The organism is Paenibacillus sp. FSL H8-0548 (genome assembly GCF_038630985.1).
In the GTDB taxonomy this organism is placed as follows: Bacteria; Bacillota; Bacilli; order Paenibacillales; family Paenibacillaceae; genus Pristimantibacillus.
Genome location: NZ_CP152049.1, coordinates 3,327,995 through 3,351,735, shown reverse-complemented (window position 1 = coordinate 3,351,735; position 23,741 = coordinate 3,327,995). Strand labels below are relative to the sequence as shown.

Here is a 23,741-nt window from a genome sequence, read left to right as displayed (position 1 = left end):
TATGTCCGGACACGTTGGCGGTGCTTTTACGAGCACAGGAACTATTTTAGTTCTTTTCATCTTATTGGTCATTATCGCTTGCAGCTGCGGTATCTTTGGCGGCGGCTACGGTAAGGGCTACTAATATCCTTGTCAAACAACCTCTATAGATGTAAACGCACAGGACTCATTTCATGAGCCCTGTGCATTTTGTTTGTTACTCATGCTTTTCGCTCGTTAAGCTCATGTAGTATGATAGCTTCAAACCACTTGAAATGGAGATACATAATGAAAACATTATTAACCGCAATGCTAGCACTTGTTCTTCTACTCTCAGGCTGCGGAGTTTTATCCCTTCCATCAAATGCAACGAGCATTGAAACGAATGCAGAGCACGATATGAAGATTATTTTGCCAACTGATCGATATCCAGAGACGATGGCTCATATTGCCTCTGCGATTGCGTCCGGTGCGTCTGCTGTTTGTACGATTGATCGAAACGGTGCAGATGCTAATCGCGTAGCTTCTTTACGCGGCATACCGACGAAAAAAGGATTTGATCGAGATGAATGGCCGATGGCCATGTGTCAAGAAGGCGGTGAAGGTGCAGATATCGCTTATGTCTCACCTAAGGATAATCGAGGGGCTGGCTCTTGGATTGGCAATAAGCTAACGGATTTAGCGGACGGTACACGGGTATTATTCATCATTAATGATTCCGAAATAACGGAAGAGATCGTATACTATGCTAATTGCAGCGCTGCGCGGGAAGCTGGAGCAGCACCACTGTATGAAGGAGATCCTGGCTACAGCATTAAGCTTGATCGGGATAGAGACGGCATCGCCTGCAGCTAGTGCTTCATCAAGGCGAAAAGGCTGCTTGCCATATCAAGCAGCCTTTTCATCTTTACTGGGCTTAATCGTCAGCAAGGCTAACACCGTGCAGAGCAATGCGAAGCCGGCAAACAGATAAAATAAAAATGCCTCTTTCGTTAAAAGCCACGACGCAATGAGCGGCCCAGCCGCTACACCTATAAATCGGGCACTGCTGTACAGCGAAGTAATCGTTCCTCGTTGTTTTTTCTCAATGCCTTCCGTAATTAAAGCATCTAGGCTGGGGAGAGCTAATCCGATCCCTGCACCGCTTACGAACATGAAGGTTAGCAGAAACATAAGCCCTTTTGTATTCATAACGCCGCAGGTGAACATCATTATCGCTAACATCGCCGTACCTACAACGATTAGCCACTTCATTCTGTTTTTGTTTTCGCCAACCATTTTTCCAGTAATGAACGAGGCAAGGCAGATTGCGATTAACGGGATAGCAAGAACGAGGCCCTTCCATATGCCTTCGATATGATAATGGTCCTCCAGAACTGAGGATAAGTAGTACAAAAAACCGAACATAATAAACATGCTAATTCCACCGATAGCGAATGTTGCATATAGCCAGTGTCCCTTTTGTGCAAGAATAGCTTTAAGTGACTGAAAAAAATTGCTGAAGCTGTTTTTTTCATTGCTTTTTTGCTTAGGCACCTTAACAAAAAAAATGACCCCGAGGATGGCAATCAACGATATAAATGGAATGACAGCTAGCGGAAGAAACCAAATAACCAGCGCAAGCGCCGAGCCTAAGACAGGGCTGAGCACTTTTCCGAAGGTATTAGCGGTTTCAATCATGCCGAGTCCACTGCTTACTTCCTCTTCACTCTCGAACATATCTCCAACTAAAGGCAACACAATGGGAAAGGCCCCGGCTGCACCAATGCCTTGAATGAATCGCCCCGCCAAAATGACCACATACACATGAGAATCCATTAACCAAGCAGCCAAGCCTGATATTAGCCCGCCTACAGCAGCAATCGAAAGACCAATAATGATCACTACTTTTCGCCCAAAGCGATCGGACAGATAACCGGCAATAGGAATACACAAAATCGAAACGGCAGCATAAACCGTTATGATTAGGCTTGACTGCACGGAAGAAATATTTAGTTTTTTCTGCATTAATGGAAGAACGGGAATGAGCATAGAGTTAGCTAATGTCATAATTAAAGGTATAGATGCTAAAGCAGCCAAATCCCACCTTTTCCCCACTGTCACTCACCTTTCTGCTGCTTAAACACAAGCTCTTAATCGAATGACAAGCGATAGCTATAGCTTTAGCGTCTTTAGAGGCATTTCTGCAGGTCCTTCGACAACAGCTCCGTTAAATGCAAATCTTGAGCCGTGACATGGACAATCCCAAGTCCGTTCACCGTTATTCCACTCCACCTCGCATCCCATATGTGTACAGGTTGTATCGACAAGGAACAGCTTTCCGTTCTCATCCTTGTAAGCACCTGCTCTTTTGCCATGAAGCCGCACGACACCGCCCTCGTCCTTTGCCAAATCCTCCGGTCTGCTGTGAACCACTTCCAGCTTTCCTGCAATAAGATGCTTAGCGACATCCGCATTGTCTACGACAAGCTTTCCAATTGTACTAAGCGATATCGATCGTGATGGTGTAAAAAGCTCTTCATAGGCGTTATTCTTCTCCAAAATTAAATCACGAATAAGTAAAGCAGCCGCTGTTCCATTGGTCATTCCCCATTTTCGATAGCCGGTTGCTATATATACATTTGGAGACGAAGCGGTTATCCGTCCAATATACGGAAGATCATCTCCTGTCACCAAATCCTGGGCTGACCAACGATAGGCAATTTCCTTTACTTGAAAATGCTTCGATGCATAGCTCTTTAGCTCCTCATAATGATTGATCGTGCATACTCCCTGACCTGTCTTGTGGCTCTGTCCCCCCATGAGCAGCAGCTTCTTTTGCTCTGGCGTCTCTGCATAACGAATAGAGCGCTTCGGCTCCTCTGCGCTTAAATACATCCCATCCGGAATATCTTCCTCAACATGAAGCCCAAGCACATAAGAGCGATCCGCATGCATTCTTGCAAAATAAAAGCCGTGACCATCATAAAATGGAAAGTGCGTGCAGGAAACCACATGCTTGCATTTGATACGGTGGCCTTTGCTTGTAATGACCTCAGGGAGTGGATTCTCCTCTACATCAACTGCCGTTGTTTGCTCATAAATGGTACCGCCAGCCTCTACAAATTTAAGCGCAAGAGCTGATAAATAGTGCAGCGGATGGAACTGTGCTTGCTCGTGCATAATGACTGCCGCTTTAGCAGGCAGCTGAAGAGTAATTTGCTCTGCGTAAGCTCCCGCTATTCCAAGCTTATTATAAGCAGTCATTTCCTTCTCCAGCTTGCTTATATATTTTTCTGAATCCGTATATACATAGGAATCCTGTATAGAGAAGCCGCAGTTGATGTTTTTCTCCACGATCATTTGCTTTATAAACTGCAGCGCTTCATTATTTGCCTGATAATATAATAAAGCCTTCTCAGCCCCAAGCTTCGTTATAAGCTCATCATAGATTAAATCATGCTGGGCCGTAATTTTAGCTGTTGTATGTCCCGTTGTGCCATTAAGGAGCTGACCTGCTTCTAACAGCACAACCTTCAGCCCTTCCTTGGCAAGTAGATAAGCTGTTGTGATGCCGGATATTCCACCCCCTACAACCGCAACATCTGCTTCTATGCTTTGCTCAAGAGCAGCATACTGAGGCAGTATCGTGGATTGTATCCAATAAGACTCAGGAAACCTAGGAATGCTGTATGGTTCTGTCATTATGTATCTCCTCCTGCAAATCATTCATCTCCTAATATGTACGATAACCTCCCCTTTCATCCTCACTAAAAAAGAAACGAATAACTCTCCTTCGAGCAGAATAAGCGGCCCATATTGGGACAGTTTATTAAAAGCAATGGAAGATGATAAAGGAGGCGCTGTTCACTTGGAGAGCTCATTTGAAAATACTTTTATGCCGATAACGACTTTTGCTAGTGGAGAAGGGCTCGCTTATCGTCCTGATATCTTTTGTTTTCCTATTCAAATCGTTAACGTTTGTTTTATTGGTGACCCTAATAAACCAGAGGACGGCTGGGTGCTTGTTGATGCTGGCATGCCAAGATCCGCCAAGAAAATTATTGCAGCAGCGGAAGAACGCTTTGATCGAGCTCCAACAGCCATCATATTGACACATGGCCACTTTGATCATGTAGGTGCCATTATTGAATTGATTGAGCACTGGAATGCACCTGTCTACGCACATAAGCGGGAGCTGCCTTATTTGACCGGCAAGTCTGATTACCCGCCTGCTGATCCTAGTGTTCATGGAGGACTTATAGCACAAATGTCTTCCTTCTTTCCGCATGATGGAATTAATCTCGATGATCGTGTACAGCCGCTGCCGCCAGGCGGGAATATTCCGGGCCTTCCAGACTGGAGATACATTCATACCCCTGGGCATACACCAGGTCATATCTCTTTATTTCGTCAAGATGACGGAACTTTAATTGCTGGAGACGCTTTTGTTACCGTGAAACAGGAATCGCTATATAAAGTAATGACACAGGAACAAGAAATTAGCGGCCCGCCCAAATATTTTACGACAGATTGGGAAGCAGCTGAGAAATCCGTGAAGAAGCTAGAGGATCTAAATCCGTATTTGGCAATAACAGGCCATGGTGAACCCATGTTCGGCGAGACGCTTAAAGACAATCTAAAGCTGCTTACGCAGAAATTTAATGAGATTGCTGTACCAAAGCAAGGACTTTATGTTCATAATAAGCTCCATTAAGGGGGAGCCGTGCGTTTTGCTGTTTCTCCACAACAAAAAAAACCGTCCTCTTTTGGACAGTTCAGGATTACTTTCTATCGGTTGCTGCCTGCGGACCGGCGATTTAGATTAATGAATTAAGGCAGCTGCTTCAATAACGCCCAATATGCTCCTTTGCTTCGTGATGATCACATAATGATTACCAGGACCCGCTAAACCATATCCAACATCCAGAGCTGCGCCCAAAAGCTCAAGCGGAGATTCAATATTAGCTATAAGGGGGCTTTATTCATTAACTTTAGCACTGACTGCCTTTGCCAAGTATCCAGTCCACCTGGACCATTAAGCTTTAAAAAAAAGAGCTCTCTTTTCACCAATCCAATCGGCTGCTCTTTCTTATCACATACGATGATGCAGGGAGCTTCTGGGTTGCTTTGAAATGCTCGAAGTGTTTCATAGCAGCTTTGTTTCCCATACACACGCGGTGCATACTGTACCCTGTCAGCTATTTCGGATTCAAGATTTTTTGCAATTGCCATCGCACTCATTGCTAATCACCATTCCTCTCTTTACTTACTCCTTTATCCTAAACGGCATTGATTAACTGCAATGGTGACAAACATTTTCTCCATGTAAAATTTCCAGAAAAATTTCCTTCAATAAACCGACATGCTTTTTTAATGTTGAGTTAAGGTTTATTTTTTATAATAAGAGACATCAACCCCACTGTTGATATATAGATCTAGGACATCGGCCCACAGCAATGTGGGCCATTTTTTTGTCTTTCGTTCCAGGGTGAACTAGAGATTTTAAACTAATTATTTGGAACCTAACACCAATAAAAACGGTATAAACGAATATACTTTCTGGAAGCAGCTGCTTACGAAGAGGGCTTTGCTCCACATAGGCAAAGCTTTAGGAGGCGATTGACGATGGGAACAGTCGGCAGAGGCTGTCTGTACATTATTATTGGCGTTATTATAGTCACGGTGCTGGCCGTAGTTGTTGGCGGAACCATTACCATTCCCTGGTATATCATCATTCCACTTATTATTCTCGCCTTCTGGGCCGCCTCCAAAAAAGGCAAATGAACTGAATATCGATGTACCACAAGGAAGCCGGCAATCGACCCTTAGTGATCGGATGCCGGCTTCTTCCTGTGCAAGCATTGCAAAAAGTAATTTTAAGGAGGATGTCCTATTGAATATTCGTAATGAAGCTGACATTATTCAGCTCGTGAATGACGATGAATGGATGATCGGAGTTTTGAAAGCAGCCAAAGCTTTGCAATTGCCGGATTGGTGGGTATGTGCAGGCTTTATTCGCTCCAAAGTTTGGGACGAGCTTCATGGCTTTCTCGAAAGAACGGCTACGCCTGATGTTGATGTTATTTATTTCGATGAAAGTAATTTAGACGAATCAGAGGAAAAGAAGCTCGAGTCTCGGCTTCATACTCTATTGCCAGGTATTCCTTGGTCCGTCAAAAATGAAGCCAGAATGCATCTTCTCGATCAGGCGCCGCCCTACCTTTCTTCCGTTGACGCAATATCAAAATTTCCGGAAACGGCCACTGCGCTTGGACTTACGCTGGATCATGACGATAACGTCGTGCTGACAGCTCCATGCGGGATTGACGATGTTATTCACATGCGTGTCAGGCCTACCCCTTTTTTCGCAGCCTCTCCAGCGAAGTTAAAGCATTATGAAGCTCGTATCTCCAAAAAAAATTGGAAGCAGCGCTGGCCATTGATTCACATCTATACTGCGGGGACAATCATCGATCTCGTTTAACCTCCCAGCACAAGAAAAAAACCACCCTTACGGGTGATTGGAAATCGCAGACGCGTCAGCTCACACTTCTAACGGAAACCAGAGACGCTAAATCGTCTTGATTTTCCGTTTCAAGATTCTAACGGAAACACGGGCCTCTATTTGTACCCTACATGCCCGATCTCGCTTCATTTCTGCGGAATAAAGTCTCTCATTTCCGTTAAAATGTGAAGCTAACCAAAAATGCAACAATAGCGTCCCTGACTTCCGTTAGCTTTCTTTATCCGCTCTCCGGCTGCTCGTGCAGCATCGTTATCAACAAGTTCGGAGAATCCATAGTTTCCTATACAATAAGAAAGCCAGCGGAGCTCCGCTGGCTTTCTTATTGTGCTTCTGCAAACAACACTTGACCGTCAAAATGACTACACCTTAGCAAGCACGATTACGCGTGCAGCTGAATCCCAGCTTGCACTAAGCTCTACCTCTGCCGCCAAATCTCGAATTCGGACATAGCCCGTTGCTTCCGACAAAATAGAATCAAGCGCCGTTCCATTTACCGTCACCTGTGTTCCAGTCCAATCTATTTTCGCTCCAAGCGCTTCTCCAAGAAGCCTAGCTGGTACCCATGTCACTCCGTTTAGCAAATAGCCATCCGAGATCACTTGACCGTCATGTACAACAACGACCAGCTCTGCCTCTTTCAGCTTTTCTGGCTTCGGTACCTGCTTACTGCCCAAGGGGTCAAATCTTTTTAAATTGTACTGCGAAATAATAGCCTTTAATTTAGTGGAATAAGCCGGGTCTGTCGCATAGCCGCAAGCTAGGAGCATGTCTGCTTGCCCCTCAGGCGTTGCTGCCTTGCGAACGCGCTCATAGCGCGGGGTTGCCAGCAGTAAATCCAAATCCTTATAAAAATGATACACGCTCTTGTAAGCCCGGAAGGCTGCACTCGTATTTATGCTTCGTCCATCAATCACTTCCCACGTACCCTTTACGACTGCTTCGCCATGCCAGAATGCATTCGTTTTACCGCTGCCAACCTTAATGCCTCCTAAATTGTACCAGGAATGAATGACACCCCCGGTTTCAAGCAGATTTTGTGCCAATCGAACAGACGGAAACATCGTCGAGCCTTCTTGTCTTATTCGAATAACCGTTGGTGCCAATAAAGCGATAAATTGATTTCTTGTCAGCTGTGCCATCCTGTGACTCCCTTCTGCCCTATATTTTAAGATAAGACTAAAAATAAAAACCTGTCCTTATCTTTGTATGCAGGAAAGGCGCCACTTGCAAGGGACAAATAGGTATGAACTGAGGCCGATCATACAAATTCTATGAAATTCCATAAAAACGACGTGTATTCGCAAGCAGCCGCTCAGCCACTGATGCCGCTGGCAGTTGCTTAATGTCGGCTATATGCCTCGCTGCATCAGCAGCCATTGCAGGCCGCGTTGGCTGACCCGCATACGGTCCTTCGAATGGCCATGGTCCATCTGTTTCAACCATCAGCTGCTCCAGCGGGTATCGCTCCACAAGCTGCCGAATTTCTTCCTCATACGCTACGTCCGGCGTAATCGAAACCATATAGCCGCTCGCTGCCATTCGTGCAATGACATCTGCGCTGCCCTTAAACCAGTGAAAATGTGCTTTATGTACACCATGCTTCTCCAGCATATCGCAAGCTTTATTTGCGTCCTCATATACCGCATGCAATATAATGGGCCGATCAAGCTCGGCAGCAAGTGCGATGAAGCGCTCCAGCAATACTAAATAAGGCTTTTCATCAAACGGCACCTTGGGCTCCGCTTCCTCTGCCTCTATACGCATATAATAGGGCAGACCGACTTCTCCGATAGCAAACGCCTCACCGGCTTCATGGCACAAGCGGATCCATGCAAAGAGCTTGCCCAGCTCATCCTCATCTGGAATAGATTGCTCTGGATGAAAGCCATAGGCTGGATGCACGCGGCCTTTGTAGCGAATGGCCAGCTCATGGTTTACCAAGGCGGATGGTCTATGCATCGAGACTGCAACTACTGCTGCCACTCCTTCAGCGAAGGCATTCATAAGCAGCTTATCCCGCTCCTGTTCATCGTATAAATCAACATGCACATGTGAATCAATATAGAATTGCTCCATTGCCTTCGGCATCAAATCGTTCCTCCCTCGGTTCCGAGCCTCAGCAGCTCGTAAATACGCTGCTTAAGTGCGATGAAGCTTGGCTCAGACCATATCGACTCGTGGCGTGGACGTTCAAATGGCATTTGAAATTGCTCCAAAATAACAGCGGGTGATGCTGAGAGCACAATAATCCGATCCGATAAAAACAACGCTTCTTCTATGCTATGTGTTACCAGCAGCACAGATTTACGGTTTTTCTCCCAAATAGACATCAGCCATTGCTGCATTTGCACACGGGTTAGAGCGTCCAAAGCGCCAAACGGCTCATCCAGCAGCATCAGCCGCTGCGGTGCGAGCAGGGCGCGGAGAAAGGAAACGCGCTGCTGCATTCCTCCTGAGAGCAGATGCGGGTAGCTTTTGGCATATTCCTCTAAGCCGATCCGCGCCAGCCATTCGATTGTTTTCTCCTTCGCCGCTCTCCGATCAACCCCGGATATAGTAAGCGCCAGCTCAATATTTCCCGCAACGGTTTCCCATGGCAGCAGCGACGCTTGCTGCGGCATATACGCAATATGTCCGCGCTCACCCGTCGCCAACTTGCCATCAATCCAAATCTCACCCTCTGATGGCCTCTCTAAGCCGCCAATAACCTGAAACAGTGTCGTCTTTCCGCTGCCAGACGGGCCTATAATCGAAACGAATTCTCCGTCTGCTACAGAAAAGGATAAATCGCCAAGCACTACCTTGCTTGCGCTCCCTTTGCCAAATTGCTTCCGAATACCGTTCACCTGAAGGGCAGTCTTTTTATTTTGCTCGTCATTGCTCATGCGCTAGCTCCCTCCTTTCTCTGGACGCCAGCGAATAATGAGACGCTCCAACAAAGTAATGAGTCCAAATAACGTTAAGCTGAGCGTAACGATAATAATAACTGCGGCAAACACACGATCCGGCTGAAAGCCTTTGGAGGAGATCAGCATAAATGCACCCAGCCCTTTATTGGTACCGAGCCACTCCGCCACAACCGCGCTTAGTACACTATATGAGGCTGCAATTTTCAAACCGGAAAATACATGAACCACAGCATGAGGAAGCTCCAAGCGCCAAAACAGCTTCCATTTGCGAATGCCGATCATTTGCAAATAATTGCGAAGCTGTGCATCCGTGTTCATTAAACCGCTCAGCATAGCTACCGTTACTGGAAAAAAACAAACCATAATAACTAACAGAACTTTAGGCAGCAGCCCCCAGCCTAACAGCATCGTCAAAATTGGAGCAATCGCTATGATAGGCACGTTTTGCGACAATACGAGCAGCGGGTATACCGCCCCTCGTACGCCAGGAATTAAATGCAGCAAAGCGGCGAGCACGAAGCCCACCGCTGTTCCTCCTGCAAAACCTAACAAAGTTAGCGTTACAGTTGCCTCTGTATGCTCCATTAGCCGAGGCCAAATCCGAATGGCCTCCTCCACAATGGATATGGGCGATGGAAGCAACCAATCCTGAAATAGCCCTAGCTCCAATAAAGCCTGCCAGCAAGCCAGCAACAAAATCATCAGCGCTGCTGGCGGCCATATTTTCGACCAAGCGCTTTTCTTATTGCCCATCTGGATATTTCTCCAGCAGCCTGCCCATCGAAGCTCCATTGGCTGGATTGTAGTAAATTTTGATTTGTGAAATAACAGACGGACAGCCCATCTCCGTCATCGCCTCGCTCATAGACTGCACGACGCTTAGCAGATGACTAAGCTCACCCTCCATCGTCGTTTCAAGCGGTGCAACGCGGTATGGTACTCCTGCTGCTTTAATGATTTCAATAGCCCGATCCACATAAGGAAGTACGCTCTCTCCCCCTGGTGTTGTCGGCAATATTTGAATGCTTACTAGTGCGTTTGCCACTATGGTTTCCTTCTTTCTCTTCGTTGTTATCATAGGCGGTAAACCCGCTTCATCTGCTCTTACTCAGGCAAAAACTCATTCGTGAACGCTTTGTCTGCTTCAAGCTCCTTCTCCAGCAGCTTGTGCGCGTACATCCAGCTTGCGTAGTTTTCCCAAACGGAAAGCTTCTGCTCGCCCCAACGCGGCGCGTCATCTTGATATTTGGAGCTGAGCCACGTTTGACTGGCACGTACAAGGTCCGCATTGAGGTCTGGTTCTGCTTTCATTAAAATTTCTGCAGCATCCGCAGCATTGCTGATTGCATACTGATAGCCTTTGGAAGCCGCAGCAGTGAACGCTTTGACCAGCTCTGGCTGATCCTTAATCAGCGCTTCGCTGGTCGTTAGCACAGGTGTATAATAATCCAGCTTATCGCTGTAATCGGTCAAATAAAGCATATTGATCTTCTCACCGCGAAGTTCTGCCTCCACACCTGTCCATCCATAAAAAATCCAAGCAAAATCAATATCGCGCTTCACCGCTGAGAAAAAATCGCTGTCGCCGATGCTAATCAGATTCACTTTGCTGACGTCTGCTCCCTTTTCCAGCATCAGTGATTGAATGACCGCCTCCTCGACCGGAGCACCCCAGCCACCGTAGGTCTTGCCTTCAAATTTTTCCGGTGAATCGATCCCTTTCGCAAGCGGGGATGCAAAACCTGAGGTGTTGTGCTGTATGACCGCAGCGATCGAAACGAGCGGCACGCCAGCGATTCTAGCCATCGTCACCGACTCTTGATAGCTTACGCCAAATTGCGCTTTTCCAGATGCCACCATCTGGTCTGCACCGCTTTGACCGGGCTGAATAATTTCTACATCTAAGCCCTGCTCCTTAAAAAAACCTTTATCTCTAGCTACATAAAGTCCGGTATGATTCGTATTTGGCGTCCAGTCCAGCACAACCTGCACCTTCGCAAGCGGCTTGTCCGCTCCCGCTTCTTGCGGCGCCGTATTGTTATTTGCTCCGCAGCCTGCCAGCGCCAATACGAGCACGAGCATAGCCATGGCACTCTTCCATGATAATTGTCTTGCGTTCCTCTGCTTCATGTTCTCCTTGTTCCCCTCTCACTGCCTCAATTTGTATCTGGTGACGATGCCTCATTAGTATCCGGATCAGCAAAATAAAGAAAAAGACGCCCTCCTGATTCGGAGGACGCCATGTCATTGGCTGCGCAGCTGGCTGTTGCAGGCAAAGTCTAGATCGTTTTGATCGAGCATGCCTATCAACAGAGCTTATGTCCCTACGCTGGCATTATCCAGATCAGGTACGGTCGAAAACAGATTAGTTTTCCTCTCAGCTAGGTGCTCCTAGCTCCCGGATACTATTAAGTTGTATGTCACTGTAAATATACAGACATTTTTTTAAACAGTCAAATTCATTTTTTAATTTTAGTCCCGATAGATAGGTTCATGTTCACGACATCCCTGTTCCTCGGCTGCATAAGGCATTCGTCCAAACGCCAGCAAATAGTCGGCCGTAAGCTCCCTTGCCATGACCCCATCCGCGAGCTGCTCCAACTGGCCAATATAAGCAAGCTCCTCCTGCGGTTTGTTCTCAGTAGGCGTCACCTTCACAAAAGTAAAACCAGCTATTAAGTAAAGCTTGTTGAGCTGCTGAGTCGTATATTGCATACTTGCCTGGCGCTGCGCCTCTGCATTCATAGGATCTAAATATTTTCTGATATTGCCAAAATAAAGCCGGTTCGCGAAGCAGCCAACCACCCAGCCGCCCGGCCTAAGCAGGCTAACTAGCCGCTTCATCGTCTCCGGTGATCCGTAAGTATGTGCATCACTGACGATGATGCCATCCAGCCCCTCTGCTGGCAGCAGCCAGTCCTCCGGCTCACTAGAGCGGAATACGGTCATTCCTGAAGTTTCAGCAATTGTCGCGGCCAGCTCATTTTGCTCCACGCCGTACCATCTTGCCGTAAGAAATGGCTTCTTCAAATAAAGAGCTGCAGCTCCGCAGCCGCAGCCAAGCTCCATGATCGAGCAGGCTTTCCTTTTATATTCATGGGATTCCCGCTGAATGACTGTACTAATGTCCTTGCGCATAAACGTTATATCACTTGGATAAAAGCCCCATTTCCTCATAAAAACTTTACTATTCCCCTTAAATCTCTCCTGGAACTCTGCTGGATCTGCGGAGCTCGCAGTATTTTCCCCGCTCGAATGTATGAACGTATCTCCACCGAGCATTAGCCTATAGCCTGCCAGCCGCAGCCGCAAGCTGTAGTCATCAACTTCAAAATCGCTCATATCGAAGCTCTCGTCCAGCGGCCCCGCCTGCTCCCATGCCTCTCGTCTTATCAGCAGACAATAGCTAACCAGCTTGATGCACTCCTCCCACTTTGCTTTATCGGGAAGCGCATGCAGTGCACAAGCGTATAGCTCCATTTCCTCTATCGTCTTGTAGGGAACTGTTATAGCTGTCCAATACGAGTCTGAATTCGTTACAGGGCTAACTGCTCCAATCCGATCATCACTCCGCAAGCAGCGCTTTAATCCGTCCAGCCAGCCTGGCGTTACGATCATATCGTGATTGAGCAGCATAAGAAGCTCTCCTGAGGCCGCAGCAAGCCCTATATTGCAGCCCTTAGAGGAGCCGACATTGCATCCGTTATCAATCACAAGAATGCCGCCTTGTTTTTTGGCCCATTGCACAGTACCATCAATCGATCCGTTATCTACAATAATAAGCTCATAGGAGCCTCGTTCCGTATGCCGCTGTATGCTCTCTACGCATTGCTTCGTGTAATCAAGCTCATTGCAAGTAACGAGAACTATGCTTGTTATGCATTTGTCATCGCTCACGCGTATCCTCCTCAAGCGAGCGTAAACGGCTTACGCAGTCCTTCGGCGGCACAAGCCCGTTTCGCGGTGAAATATACGCAGCTTTCCTATATTTCAAGGTGAAACGGCTGTCGCCGGCCTTATGGCGGTGGCGTGTTTCATTCCGGAGAAATATAGAGAAAGTATGACGAAATGATACTTTCCTATATTTTAAAATATGTCACCACTTCCGTTTCGGTGAAAACGGGAAGCTAACTACCCGGCCGCAATGCTGCTTTTATATTTTTTCCGAATACCCACAATGAGCATAAGCAGCGGCAACACAATTTGAAATATAGGAACGAACTTCAGCGTAATTTCAAGTCCAATCCACATGTGATATGTATTGTTCGTCTCTAGAAAGGAAGCTCCGTAAATAACAATTCCTATGGGCAGCACGCAATAACGATAGGCTATACCGGTTACGGCCTTGAAAGTGAATACTGATGCCATATACATAGCAGTCATTTTGACATAAAGACCAATAAACAAAAGCAGCGTCACCGTAACGTCCAGCCGCTCCAAAATATTAGCAATTCTAATCAATTGCACAACCTCAAGCAGCGGAAGCGCTGTAAGAGCAGCAAGCTCTGGTCCTAGAACACACAGCGTGAGCACATTCATAAGAATAAGGAAAACGGATACGCAGATATAGGCCCAATAAGACACTCGGCCAATTATTTTCTTCTCACTTACATGCTTCCAAAAAACGAAAAAAACGACCATTTGTCCAAAGGGGAATGACAGCAAATCGGGGAAGGCCACCTTCATGACAGGCAGCAACCCATTTTCTAAAATCGGCAGCAAATTTGTAATTTGGGGCAATCGAGTAATGAACAGCAGCACGAGAAGAAAACCATAGCTGATCGCCGCAATTGGAAACAGCAGCTGCACGACGCGTACAAATACTTCGAGTCCCTTGCTGACCGTGTATGCGGCAACGCTAATGATGAGCAGCATAATTATCCACCTCGGAGTAGAGGTAAGCAGTGCCATCACGGTTAGCTCGCCGACGTCCCGTACATTGCGCATCGATTCATACGCGAACCATAAAGCGTATAGAAGTCCAACAAACCCTCCGAGATAGCGTCCAAAATGCATAATATACAGCTCGGCCAGCTCGGACTCCGGAGAACGCTTCTGGATGTGAACATACATCACAGCCAGCAGCAGACCGGCAATTGCAGCCAATATCATCGCGATCCATGCGTCCTGCTTAGCCTTGATGCCTAGTTCAAACAAAGGCGTACTGCCGATCAAAAAAACGATAATAAATACAGAAAGCTGACTTTTCCCGATCTGCTGCATAGCTTCCTCCTTTCTGTTTATGAGCCGCGCTTTTTCTGTGACATCTTAAAACTGCTTCCGCTCAGGCCCGTTGAATTCAGCTTCACTTTTATCGATAGCTTTACTTCCGTGCTTGGAAACAGCTCCGACCAGCTATCGCTTGTTTTTGACCATTGCTTCGGATATTTTTGATGAATGACGCTCCCAAAGCCTATGACATCTGCTTTATATTTGCGAACAGCCTTCCAGCCCTTCTCCATAATGGCAGTTATCTCGCCTTCGATGAGCTTCTCAACCTCTTCGACCTGCTTCGGATCTGCTAGATCGCCTTGGCAATCGTACTCGAGCAGAGTTCCTTCTGCTTGCACATCCACATGCATAATCCATTTGCCGTTCGCCGGCTCGGGGCGAAGCTTAGTTCTCGCATGCGTAATTCTAACTGATGAGCCTCTCTGTCCCTTCCCATTCTCCGCACATGTAAAGGGGATCGTCGTTTTCTTTACATGATTGGATAGCCACATCACGCCTTCGCTTTCATCGTTGTTAATCCAGCCAATCAGCTTATCGCCCGAAATCAGCCCCAGATCAAATAATCTCACCTTAGCGGGTGTACTTGTTCTAGTGAGCTGCTCCGTGCTATCTATACTCTCATTCGTCCCGGCAATGACGAGTCCTGGTATTGCGGTGGCATGCACCGGACCCAGCAAATCCAGCAGCACCTGATGTATCGTCATTTCGCGGAAAGTAGAGCTGTTCATTTCCTCATTCATGGTCATGCGCTGAATCGCTGCAGCTGGAATTTTTTCAAGCGGAACGAGCTGCTCCAGCATGCGGCGCGCGCTTCCCTTCGATAAATATACACTGACAGTCTCACGCGAATCATGATTGCGCAAATAGGTATCAAGCAGCGAACCGAATCCTTTGCGGGCCGCCTCCTGGCCGATGATGACAATTTGAGTATGTGAGAAGTAGAGACGTCTGGATATCTCCAGGCTGGTCTTGCTTACTGCGCCTCGAAAGCTCTCCGCCTTTGTCGAAAACACGTTGACTGCCGCTGCGTTGCTCGACGGACTTTGACTGGAAATAACCTGCGGCATGACAACCTGATAGGAAACGACCCAGCTGCCGTCCTTCCAATCAATGCCTGTTCCCGAAATGACAGCAATATCGTTCAGCTCCACACTGTTCCAGCAGCCTGCAGTCAGTACACATACGAGCAGCGGCAGCAGCAGCTTCCAAATATTCATAGCCATTCCTCCCTTTTTTGTTACGGTTTATCCGAATGACGCTGCGCCGGCGGCCTCTTCCCGTTCGGTCGCCGCTTAAGATTGCGCAGATCCAGATCAAGCGGACGAAATACAATCGCCCACCATGGCAGCCTGATGAATACATCTTTCCATAGCCTTGGCTTGGTCGGCTTCGGGGCCATAGGAGACATGTAGGGTACTCCGAAGGAGCGCAGCGACACTAAGTGAATCAACATAAACAGCACCGAAATAAAAATGCCGAAAAAGCCGAACATCCCCGCCATAATCATAAAGAGGAAACGAATGATACGGGAGGTAGCCCCCATATTGTATTCCGGCATGACAAAATTTGAAATCGCCGTAAAGGATACGATGATAACCATTCCCGCCGATACAATGCCTGCCTGCACCGCAGCTTGTCCCAGCACGAGCGCGCCGACGATTGAAATCGCGGGCCCTATCGCACGCGGCATACGCAGTCCCGCCTCGCGCAGCACCTCGAAGGTCATCTCCATTAACAGCGCTTCGACGAGGCCTGGGAAAGGAACCCCTTCTCTCTGCGCTGCTAGACTAATCAGCAATGTAGTTGGAAGCATCTCCTGATGATACGTCGTAACGGAAATGTATAAGGCAGGCAAAATAATTGAAACCACATAGGCAACATAACGAATGATACGAACAAACGATGCAATATCAAACCTTTGGTAATAATCCTCCGGCGATTGAAAAAAGGTGAAAAAGGTCGTCGGAGCCATTAGCGCTATAGGCGACCCATCGACTATAACTGCCACCTTTCCCTCCAGCAGCGCCGCTGCCACAGTATCTGGCCGTTCCGTATTCAGGAGCGTCGGGAACAAGGTGAACGTCTCGTCTTGAATAAACTCCTCTACATATCCACTCTCAAGCACGCCATCGATCTCGATAGCTGCCAGTCTGCGGTATGCCTCCTTCACAACCCCTTCATCGGCTATCCCGTGCAAATACAACACTGCCACATTCGTATGGGTTTGCTCACCTAGCTTATGAACCTGCACATGAAGATCAGAGGATCGAATAATACGCCGAATCAGGCTAATATTCGTACGAAGATTTTCTACAAACGCATGCTGCGGTCCCCGAATGACCGTTTGAGTCTGAGGTGTCGATACTGCGCGCTGATCTCCCCCGCTTGCATCTGCTGTTAATGCCGCAGCACATCCGTCCGCCATAATTAAGCATACTCCATCTGTCATATCCTGGAGTGCTTGCTCTAATGCCGTAATTTCCTTAACCGATCCAACGGAAACAACACAACTGCGAAGCGCTTCCAGCAGCTTGCCGTCCAATATATAGGTATGGGGCGGCAGCTGCATAGACATTAACGGCTCCATAATACTTTTGTTGATCGTCTCCGAATCCACAATGCCCTCTACATACATAATTGCAATCTCACGCTCTGGAGCCGCATCGCTGCGAAATATTCGAATCACAATATCGGTGCTTCCTCCGAAACGATCGCGAATCATATTAACGTTCGCTTGTAATGATGGACTAAACGGCGTTAGCGCTCCTGCGGTTTGTTGGATCATAATAGCACCTTTCGTTTCCATGTTGCTTCTATTTTGGCGCATTATGGGTTTAAATATGTACTGCATTATTTCGGAGTGTGCTTGAAACCATTGTGGCGGTGTAAAATATAAAAAAAAAGCAGCTGCATATTAGCTGCAGCTGCCTGGTTCGATTGTCTTATGCGTCTGGATATAGAGCCGTCGATAAGTACCGCTCTCCTGTATCCGGCAGCAAGACGACTATTTTTTTATTGTTATTTCCTGGTCTCTTCGCAATTTGTAGAGCTGCGTAAACAGCAGCGCCTGAAGAGATGCCTACAAGCAGACCTTCACTTTTGGCAAGCTGTCTAGCCGTTTCAAAAGCAGGCTCGTTCTTCACTTGAATGATTTCATCTACAACGGCCTCATGAAAGTTATCAGGAACAAATCCAGCGCCGATCCCTTGAATTTTATGCATCCCTTTATTGCCGCCAGAGAGCACGGGAGAATCAGCTGGCTCGACTGCAACGAGCCTTACAGCTGGATTTTTCTCCTTAAGGGCTGCGCCCACACCCGAAATCGTGCCTCCAGTGCCGACACCCGCAACAAAAAAGTCAATCTCACCGTCCGTATCTCTCCAAATCTCTTCCGCTGTCGTTTTTTTATGAATAGCTGGATTGGCTGGATTATTGAATTGCTGAGGTATATAGGAGTTAGGTGTAGCTGCTGCGATCTCCTCTGCCATTCTAATCGCGCCGGCCATTCCCTCATTGGCCGGAGTAAGTACTAATTCAGCGCCTAGCGCAAGCAACAACTTGCGACGCTCTACACTAAAGCTCTCAGGCAGCGTTATGATCAATCGGTAGCCAAGGGCAGCAGCCGCAAAGGCAAGACCAACGCCGGTATTCCCGCTAGTAGGCTCCACAATAACAGACTGCTGATTAATAAGGCCTCTCTCTTCCGCATCTTTTATCATGGCCACGCCAATTCTATCCTTAACGCTTCCAGCTGGATTAAAGTATTCTAGCTTCGCAATAAGCTTCGCTTCAACCTGCTGCTGCTTCATAAAATTATTAAGTCCCAAAAGTGGTGTATTTCCAACAAGCTCCGTTAAATTGTTAGCAATTTGGGTCAATACGATCCCTCCAGTAACATTAATTCCAACTTCCTCAGTTGGTTTATTTCCTTACCATATCAGCTGCGTGGAGTAAATACAATAGCGAATCCTCTACAGCTCCTCTGACCCGCTGTTATCAAAAATAACCACAAAAAAATCATAGGATAAGAGCGTAAGTTCCGTATATAACGAGAATAAACTTGCCTATCGAACGCAAAGCCTTTCGATGCAAAGAAATTCTGGAATAAATAATTCACTAATAAAAGTGGCCTGTGACCGGCCACTTTCCATACAATAGACTCACTTCTCATTATGTCTAAACATATCAGATACATACCTTGAAATCCGCACACTTATTTCCGCTCGTGCTACATCACGCATCATTGCAAACGTATCTTCATATCCTCGGCAAACAAAGCGATAATGGATAGCACTGTCCACGCGCTCTTCTTCGAATACTTTAATGTTTCTTACTTTCATTTTTTTCCTTACCTCGCTTAGATCTGCGTGAATTCGTATCATTAGAGCTTGGGAAGCTTTTATATAAAGATTTTTTAGTGAGTAGGAGGAGAGTCCAACCTCAGTACTATTTTTATCAACTATTGTTAGCATCATAGGAAGTAGAACAAAATCCCGTACTAATTCAAGTTCTTCCTTACTCGGTAACGCCGTCTTTACTTGCTCTTGATGTCCGTGCCTCCGACTTAAATATTGTTCCCTATGTTCTGGAAGCATCATTCGACTGGATTCCCAACGGCCGTTACCCTCAAGTTTTTTGCTCACTTATAGTGCCCCCCGATTTTCGCACTACGTTCAAGAGCCTGCGCAGCACCCAATAAAGATGATGCACGCAAGATTGCTGTTCCTCCGTAGCGGCATTTAATTTGATCTGTAGCCCGCTCTAACTTCCTCGCTTTTTCCCTGTTTCCAAAAAGTGTGAGCTGGTACTGATTATCACTAATTAACTTTGACATCACTACCCCAAGCTTTCGAACAGGAAGTTCATCCCAGTGGGTATAAAACAGCTTACGGACAATCTCAAATACTTCATTGGTTATATTAGTTGGATCAACAGCGGTGACTTGTCTGTGAAAGCCAGTAGGCAAGTCAAAATCAGCTCCTTGTGCGCCTACTGAAATAACTTGCCCCATGTAGCCTTTTGCCCGACAACGCCGACAGACCTCCTCACTTAGTTCAAGAAGTATGACATCAATGTCCTCCTTGCGGCTGTAATCGCACGGCAATGTCATCTGGTGTCCGATGGCTTGCTGATGATCATATGTGCTTGGGGTGACCATACTGGAATCTATACCATTTGCTGTTTGCCAGTATAGTTCTGCTTGAATATCACTATTTCTCCCCATAACAATTCTCATTTTGCGCTTAAGCTCAGCGAGTGGAAGTCTGGCTATATCACCGATCGTAGTAATTCCGATTCGGTTAAAGTGTGCTGTCATTCGTGAGCCGACACCAAACATTTTATTTATAAGCTGAGGCCACAAAAGGCTCTCGACGTCACTCATGGATAATGTATAAATACCCGTTTCACTTTTCTTGGCCCAGATATCTGTGGCCATTTTGGCTAATACCTTTGTTGAGCTTATGCCCACCCTTATCCAAACTCCTGTGTACATCATCACCTTTATTTGAATTCGTCGTGCAATTTCCTCTGGAGATCCAAAGTAGGAAATAGAGCCGGTAACATCTAAAAATTGCTCGTCAATTGAGAATGGTTCCACCAAATCTGTAAACGATTCAAAGATCTCTGTAATCATAAGGGATACATCGATATAGGTTTGCATATGCGGGCGAATAACAATTGCATCAGAACATTTCCCCAAAGCTTCCCCCAATGTTTCTGCCGTCGTTATACCGAATTGTTTCGCTATCGGACATGCTGCAAGTACTATCCCTGATCGGCGCGCGGGATCTCCGGCAACAATAAGCGGTTTATCCCGATATTCTGGGCGCGCTGCTTTTTCGACTGATGCATAAAACGATTGGCAATCCGCCAACATTATTACAGGCACCACAATGACACCCCCAACAAATGCGAATATATGTTCTCTTTTCATTATATACCGAATGTATGTTCGTAATGCAAAGGTTAAATCCTCCAGTTAAGGTATTTTTTCTGATTCATAATCTGCCTGGCTTATCTTAAGTTTCTATTTTCCCTTCTCCCGTTCATAGGTTAGGCGAACTAGTGGAATTGGTTCATTTATGAAATAGCGCTAAAGGACGAGGCTACGCTGCACTTTTGTACAACATAATCGAAGTTACTAGCCTGACTAGGGCAAGTACACTGCAGTTTGTGCAGTAGATTACCTAGTATAGGGCGATATTCGTTGGTTTGGAGCTCATTCTACTGCAATAGTACAATGTAGCCGTCTGAAACAGCTCTCATGTGAGGTTTCTATTGCACGAAGTGCAGTCTAGGCTTCTTCTTCAATTAGCGAGGGACTCTGGTGTATGATGCAGCGAATTTCGGGTGGTACGCAGCTAACGATGCTGCAAAGTTAGCTGCGTATTGGAGTCTAATCTATAAAAATGAAGATGTAGCGATGCGAGAAGATCGTTCTAGAGAAACGAAGTGTTCGCCTTTATAGTCCCTTATTCTTACCTTTAAATGTCTTAGAAAATCAAAGAATCTGGCTGCAAGCGCGATCCTTAAGAAGGATCAGTCTTTTATTTGCCTCGCATCATGGCTAGTACCGCCAGCTCGATCTTATTCAGCATTAGTCCGTATTCATTCGTAATTTCAAAGGAATGCGGCATCGGCAGCTTTTGAAAATAAGGAACTACGTCTGAAGTCGACACAAACCAGTCGCCGGGCTCAGGAGATTCTAGCGGCTGGTCGCCCCATGCAGCGCCCAGCTCCGGACTATAGATCGGCTCCGCTTCAGGCTTCAGCCGCCCGCCTAGCAGCCGCTCAGTATAGACGCGCTGAGGCGGCTTCTGACGAACACTCGCGAATATATGCGGCGCGTAGTCCGCACGCGAGCCAGTATGCTTAACAGCGGCTGCAAAGCATCTTACACCGTCATATACACGCGGGATACCGAACAGCATCGCATACAGACGCTTGCCTAATTCAATTCGCTCCTGCAAGCTTTCAAATCGTTCCAGAATAAGTCCCGAGAGTCGCAGAGCGTCCATTCCCTCCCCTTTCGCTTTCCCTTTTCCATAGGGGAAAATGACGCCATTAAGCTGCAGCAGCGACTGCAGTCCAAAAAATAAGGTGTGCAGCACTTTTTCGCGAAAATAAGGATGCTGGACAACACGCTGCTCGATATAATGCTGCTCATTCACAATTAAAGCAATTGTAAGCGGAGCAGCCTCGCCATCACGCCAAAACTGCTTCCAAACCGGGAGCATGAACACGGATACCCCAAAGGCCGGCAGCAAATGAAACAAGCTCCTCCCCTCTCTCCTGCTCCATTCATATAAAAGCAGCTGAGGATACGCATCCTGAAAAATAAGTGCATTAGCCTGCTCCAAAAAACCGAATACCGCGACGCGTTGCTCCTTGCCGAGCAGCCACGGCAGCCATTCCCCTTGCAAATCGGTCATATTCCAGCCGCCATTACGCGATACCATATGGGCAAGCAGCGCCCAATGCAGCTCTGGGGTTCGAAAATACACGTCGCGATAAGCCTCTGTACGAGTCACATTATTGCGGTTGCAAGCAGCAATCTCCAGGCGAATGCGTTCAATAAATGAAAGCTCAGCCTGCGTCCAATTGCTTGCTGCCTCATGATAGGATGCTGCGCTCGACTTAGACCAAGCATACGTTAGCTTTGCTACAGTAGAGGAAGACAGCTGCAGCGGAACAGCCTCGGAAAGCATCTCACTTGACGCGCTTAGCGCTGCCCATTTCCCTATAGCATACTCAAATGCCGCGCCAGGAAGCGCCAGCAGCTGCTGCAACCAGTAGCCGATTGAACGGCGAGTTGTCCGAACCCCATTCTTTTTGCTCATCGTAAACGCTCCTTAATCAACGTCATTGCCTGTGTATGAAACCAAGCATAGCTGACAAGCCTATATAAACCAGTATCCACCACAATACACATTGTCATACTTTGTAAACAGCATATGCGCTGCGGCTAGCTGCGATATATAATAGAATGATAGAAGCAGGAGAAAGGAAAGGAGAAGAGAATTATGTGTGGAAGATATACGCTTACTATCACGCTGGAGGAGCTTATGGTCAGATATATGATCGAGGAGACAATGATGCCGTTTCACCGCCCGAAGTACAACGTAGCTCCAAGTCAGCAGGTGTTAGCGATCATTAATGACGGGAAAGCCAATCGTTTAGGAGAGCTGAAATGGGGTCTTATTCCGCCATGGGCAGACGATCCGAAAATCGGCTTTCAAATGATTAACGCGCGCTCGGAGACCGCAGCAAGCAAGCCCGCCTTTCAGAAGGCGCTGCGGAGCAAACGCTGCCTGATCCCAGCCGACGGCTTCTACGAGTGGAAAACGACGGCTGGCGGCAAGCAGCCCATGCGTATCGTACTGAAAAGCCGTACAATCTTCAGTATGGCAGGGCTTTACGAAACATGGCTCTCTCCTGATGGAACTAAAATAAACAGCTGCACAATATTAACGACTGCACCAAACGAGCTTGTTGCCCCGATCCACGATCGTATGCCGGTCATTTTACGTCCCGAGGATGAACAGCTATGGCTAAGTCGCACCGTAACAGATAACGCTTTGCTTATGCCGTTAATGACCCCTTATCACCCGAATGAGCTGGAAGCCTATCCTGTTTCCACTGCAGTAGGCAGTGTTCGTAACGACGAGCCATCCCTTATCGAGCCTTATACGGTAGACGAGCAGCTTGAGCTTTGGTAGCCGCAGCAAGCCAAAAAAAAAAATCGCTGACCGTAGACAGTCAGCGAAACATCCCCCACAGCTTCAATAAATGAAAAGTGTTATTGGGATCAATTTTTTGCCCCATCACGAAGGCGACAATTTGGTCCTCCTGTGTATCCGTAAGCTGCTCCTGCAAAATAACGGCCGTTGCCTTCACAAGCTTCCTTACCTTTGGCCGATCCTGCAAATCATACTTCGTCACATTTCCAAGCAGTTGTCTGACACGATCCTTCACGATTGGGTTTTTTAATTTGTATTTGACGCGTTCGACCAGCTGCGGCCGAATTCCATAGTCTTGGTAACTCACTGCCCTGACACCTCCATCTGGCGATCCAATCACATTGTTTAACTATATGCCGCCAAGTGGAAATT

24 protein-coding genes, 1 pseudogene and 1 riboswitch are annotated in these 23,741 nt (G+C 47.0%); of the genes and pseudogenes, 7 read left to right on the top strand and 18 right to left on the bottom strand.

The features are described from left to right. The first annotated feature begins 1 nt into the window (after nucleotide 1). The 3 genes and pseudogenes from MHI37_RS13940 to MHI37_RS13930 all read left to right on the top strand — a co-directional run bounded on the left by MHI37_RS13940 (nucleotide 2) and on the right by MHI37_RS13930 (nucleotide 834). Nucleotides 2–124, top strand: a complete 123-nt coding sequence (locus tag MHI37_RS13940) for a sporulation protein YjcZ (protein ID WP_083676087.1) — start codon at nucleotides 2–4, stop codon at nucleotides 122–124. 143 nt (nucleotides 125–267) lie between these two features. Then, nucleotides 268–690: pseudogene (locus MHI37_RS13935) on the top strand (NucA/NucB deoxyribonuclease domain-containing protein); the annotation flags it as partial. Beyond that, on the top strand, nucleotides 685–834 hold the full coding sequence (locus tag MHI37_RS13930; RefSeq protein WP_342556561.1) for an excalibur calcium-binding domain-containing protein: 150 nt from the start codon (nucleotides 685–687) through the stop codon (nucleotides 832–834). The pseudogene MHI37_RS13935 and the gene MHI37_RS13930, both read left to right, overlap by 6 nt. A gap of 33 nt (nucleotides 835–867) precedes the next feature. Here MHI37_RS13930 and MHI37_RS13925 read toward each other — a convergent pair whose 3' ends face one another. Both MHI37_RS13925 and MHI37_RS13920 read right to left on the bottom strand, forming a co-directional pair. Then, nucleotides 868–2,076, bottom strand: a complete 1,209-nt coding sequence (locus tag MHI37_RS13925) for an MFS transporter (protein ID WP_256709919.1) — start codon at nucleotides 2,074–2,076, stop codon at nucleotides 868–870. A 57-nt stretch (nucleotides 2,077–2,133) separates the two neighbouring features. Further along, on the bottom strand, nucleotides 2,134–3,663 hold the full coding sequence (locus MHI37_RS13920) for an FAD-dependent oxidoreductase (protein WP_076335355.1): 1,530 nt from the start codon (nucleotides 3,661–3,663) through the stop codon (nucleotides 2,134–2,136). A gap of 136 nt (nucleotides 3,664–3,799) precedes the next feature. Between MHI37_RS13920 and MHI37_RS13915 the strand changes: the two genes are divergently transcribed. Continuing rightward, on the top strand, nucleotides 3,800–4,675 hold the full coding sequence (locus MHI37_RS13915) for an MBL fold metallo-hydrolase (RefSeq protein ID WP_179090151.1): 876 nt from the start codon (nucleotides 3,800–3,802) through the stop codon (nucleotides 4,673–4,675). A gap of 251 nt (nucleotides 4,676–4,926) precedes the next feature. Here MHI37_RS13915 and MHI37_RS13910 read toward each other — a convergent pair whose 3' ends face one another. Then, the gene (locus MHI37_RS13910) at nucleotides 4,927–5,193 is read right to left on the bottom strand and encodes a hypothetical protein (protein ID WP_144023610.1); all 267 of its coding nucleotides are present in this window, start codon (nucleotides 5,191–5,193) and stop codon (nucleotides 4,927–4,929) included. A 393-nt stretch (nucleotides 5,194–5,586) separates the two neighbouring features. On the opposite strand from MHI37_RS13910, the gene MHI37_RS13905 reads away from it, so the two are divergent. Beyond that, nucleotides 5,587–5,745, top strand: a complete 159-nt coding sequence (locus MHI37_RS13905) for a hypothetical protein (RefSeq protein ID WP_179090152.1) — start codon at nucleotides 5,587–5,589, stop codon at nucleotides 5,743–5,745. Between the two features lie 109 nt (nucleotides 5,746–5,854). Then, on the top strand, nucleotides 5,855–6,445 hold the full coding sequence (locus tag MHI37_RS13900) for a nucleotidyltransferase family protein (protein ID WP_076335358.1): 591 nt from the start codon (nucleotides 5,855–5,857) through the stop codon (nucleotides 6,443–6,445). Between the two features lie 401 nt (nucleotides 6,446–6,846). Here the strand turns inward: MHI37_RS13900 and MHI37_RS13895 are convergent, their stop codons facing one another. From MHI37_RS13895 to MHI37_RS13830, 14 genes are all read right to left on the bottom strand, one after another. After that, nucleotides 6,847–7,626, bottom strand: a complete 780-nt coding sequence (locus MHI37_RS13895) for a glucosaminidase domain-containing protein (RefSeq protein ID WP_076335359.1) — start codon at nucleotides 7,624–7,626, stop codon at nucleotides 6,847–6,849. Nucleotides 7,627–7,756: 130 nt separating this feature from the next. Beyond that, nucleotides 7,757–8,575 (bottom strand): TatD family hydrolase, encoded by an 819-nt coding sequence (locus tag MHI37_RS13890; protein ID WP_256709923.1) that lies wholly within the window; start codon nucleotides 8,573–8,575, stop codon nucleotides 7,757–7,759. After that, nucleotides 8,575–9,372, bottom strand: coding sequence for an ABC transporter ATP-binding protein (locus MHI37_RS13885; RefSeq protein ID WP_076335360.1), 798 nt, complete (start codon nucleotides 9,370–9,372; stop codon nucleotides 8,575–8,577). The genes MHI37_RS13890 and MHI37_RS13885 overlap by 1 nt, the downstream gene beginning before the upstream one ends. A gap of 3 nt (nucleotides 9,373–9,375) precedes the next feature. Then, nucleotides 9,376–10,149 (bottom strand): ABC transporter permease, encoded by a 774-nt coding sequence (locus tag MHI37_RS13880; RefSeq protein ID WP_076335361.1) that lies wholly within the window; start codon nucleotides 10,147–10,149, stop codon nucleotides 9,376–9,378. Then, nucleotides 10,139–10,441, bottom strand: a complete 303-nt coding sequence (locus MHI37_RS13875; protein ID WP_076335362.1) for an MTH1187 family thiamine-binding protein — start codon at nucleotides 10,439–10,441, stop codon at nucleotides 10,139–10,141. The genes MHI37_RS13880 and MHI37_RS13875 overlap by 11 nt, the downstream gene beginning before the upstream one ends. A 59-nt stretch (nucleotides 10,442–10,500) precedes the next feature. Then, on the bottom strand, nucleotides 10,501–11,526 hold the full coding sequence (locus tag MHI37_RS13870; RefSeq protein ID WP_076335363.1) for an ABC transporter substrate-binding protein: 1,026 nt from the start codon (nucleotides 11,524–11,526) through the stop codon (nucleotides 10,501–10,503). Nucleotides 11,527–11,699: 173 nt separating this feature from the next. After that, nucleotides 11,700–11,808: riboswitch (TPP riboswitch) on the bottom strand. A 60-nt stretch (nucleotides 11,809–11,868) separates the two neighbouring features. Next, nucleotides 11,869–13,293, bottom strand: coding sequence for a glycosyltransferase (locus MHI37_RS13865; protein ID WP_076335364.1), 1,425 nt, complete (start codon nucleotides 13,291–13,293; stop codon nucleotides 11,869–11,871). Between the two features lie 234 nt (nucleotides 13,294–13,527). After that, nucleotides 13,528–14,619 (bottom strand): endospore germination permease, encoded by a 1,092-nt coding sequence (locus MHI37_RS13860; RefSeq protein WP_076335365.1) that lies wholly within the window; start codon nucleotides 14,617–14,619, stop codon nucleotides 13,528–13,530. Nucleotides 14,620–14,636: 17 nt separating this feature from the next. Then, complete coding sequence (locus MHI37_RS13855) at nucleotides 14,637–15,845, bottom strand: Ger(x)C family spore germination protein (RefSeq protein WP_076335366.1); 1,209 nt, start codon at nucleotides 15,843–15,845, stop codon at nucleotides 14,637–14,639. A 20-nt stretch (nucleotides 15,846–15,865) separates the two neighbouring features. Beyond that, nucleotides 15,866–17,413, bottom strand: a complete 1,548-nt coding sequence (locus tag MHI37_RS13850; RefSeq protein ID WP_076335469.1) for a spore germination protein — start codon at nucleotides 17,411–17,413, stop codon at nucleotides 15,866–15,868. Between the two features lie 157 nt (nucleotides 17,414–17,570). Continuing rightward, nucleotides 17,571–18,506: a cysteine synthase A gene (cysK, locus tag MHI37_RS13845; protein ID WP_076335367.1), complete on the bottom strand. Its 936-nt coding sequence runs from the start codon at nucleotides 18,504–18,506 to the stop codon at nucleotides 17,571–17,573. Between the two features lie 282 nt (nucleotides 18,507–18,788). Beyond that, nucleotides 18,789–19,271, bottom strand: coding sequence for a hypothetical protein (locus tag MHI37_RS13840; RefSeq protein ID WP_076335368.1), 483 nt, complete (start codon nucleotides 19,269–19,271; stop codon nucleotides 18,789–18,791). Further along, nucleotides 19,268–20,521 carry a DNA polymerase IV gene (locus MHI37_RS13835; protein WP_256709931.1) on the bottom strand — a complete coding sequence of 418 codons (1,254 nt, stop codon included), beginning with the start codon at nucleotides 20,519–20,521 and terminating at the stop codon, nucleotides 19,268–19,270. The genes MHI37_RS13840 and MHI37_RS13835 overlap by 4 nt, the downstream gene beginning before the upstream one ends. Nucleotides 20,522–21,176: 655 nt before the next feature. After that, entirely contained in the window at nucleotides 21,177–22,469 is a 1,293-nt protein-coding gene (locus tag MHI37_RS13830; protein ID WP_076335370.1) for a DUF2515 domain-containing protein, read from the bottom strand. Nucleotides 22,470–22,652: 183 nt separating this feature from the next. Between MHI37_RS13830 and MHI37_RS13825 the strand changes: the two genes are divergently transcribed. Further along, on the top strand, nucleotides 22,653–23,348 hold the full coding sequence (locus MHI37_RS13825; protein WP_076335371.1) for an SOS response-associated peptidase: 696 nt from the start codon (nucleotides 22,653–22,655) through the stop codon (nucleotides 23,346–23,348). Between the two features lie 40 nt (nucleotides 23,349–23,388). Here MHI37_RS13825 and MHI37_RS13820 read toward each other — a convergent pair whose 3' ends face one another. Next, entirely contained in the window at nucleotides 23,389–23,676 is a 288-nt protein-coding gene (locus MHI37_RS13820) for a stage VI sporulation protein F (protein WP_076335372.1), read from the bottom strand. Between the last annotated feature and the right edge of the window lie 65 nt (nucleotides 23,677–23,741).

Excerpts from the sequence above, each read along its gene's own strand:
- MHI37_RS13825 (WP_076335371.1), top strand. The coding sequence starts at position 22,653 with ATGTGTGGAAGATATACGCTTACTATCACGCTGGAGGAGCTTATGGTC.
- MHI37_RS13855 (WP_076335366.1), bottom strand. The coding sequence starts at position 15,845 with ATGAATATTTGGAAGCTGCTGCTGCCGCTGCTCGTATGTGTACTGACT.
- MHI37_RS13860 (WP_076335365.1), bottom strand. The coding sequence starts at position 14,619 with ATGCAGCAGATCGGGAAAAGTCAGCTTTCTGTATTTATTATCGTTTTT.
- MHI37_RS13905 (WP_179090152.1), top strand. The coding sequence starts at position 5,587 with ATGGGAACAGTCGGCAGAGGCTGTCTGTACATTATTATTGGCGTTATT.
- MHI37_RS13910 (WP_144023610.1), bottom strand. The coding sequence starts at position 5,193 with ATGGCAATTGCAAAAAATCTTGAATCCGAAATAGCTGACAGGGTACAG.
- MHI37_RS13920 (WP_076335355.1), bottom strand. The coding sequence starts at position 3,663 with ATGACAGAACCATACAGCATTCCTAGGTTTCCTGAGTCTTATTGGATA.
- MHI37_RS13915 (WP_179090151.1), top strand. The coding sequence starts at position 3,800 with ATGGAAGATGATAAAGGAGGCGCTGTTCACTTGGAGAGCTCATTTGAA.
- MHI37_RS13880 (WP_076335361.1), bottom strand. The coding sequence starts at position 10,149 with ATGGGCAATAAGAAAAGCGCTTGGTCGAAAATATGGCCGCCAGCAGCG.
- MHI37_RS13830 (WP_076335370.1), bottom strand. The coding sequence starts at position 22,469 with ATGAGCAAAAAGAATGGGGTTCGGACAACTCGCCGTTCAATCGGCTAC.
- MHI37_RS13895 (WP_076335359.1), bottom strand. The coding sequence starts at position 7,626 with ATGGCACAGCTGACAAGAAATCAATTTATCGCTTTATTGGCACCAACG.
- MHI37_RS13885 (WP_076335360.1), bottom strand. The coding sequence starts at position 9,372 with ATGAGCAATGACGAGCAAAATAAAAAGACTGCCCTTCAGGTGAACGGT.
- MHI37_RS13850 (WP_076335469.1), bottom strand. The coding sequence starts at position 17,413 with ATGATCCAACAAACCGCAGGAGCGCTAACGCCGTTTAGTCCATCATTA.
- MHI37_RS13890 (WP_256709923.1), bottom strand. The coding sequence starts at position 8,575 with ATGCCGAAGGCAATGGAGCAATTCTATATTGATTCACATGTGCATGTT.
- MHI37_RS13870 (WP_076335363.1), bottom strand. The coding sequence starts at position 11,526 with ATGAAGCAGAGGAACGCAAGACAATTATCATGGAAGAGTGCCATGGCT.
- MHI37_RS13940 (WP_083676087.1), top strand. The coding sequence starts at position 2 with ATGTCCGGACACGTTGGCGGTGCTTTTACGAGCACAGGAACTATTTTA.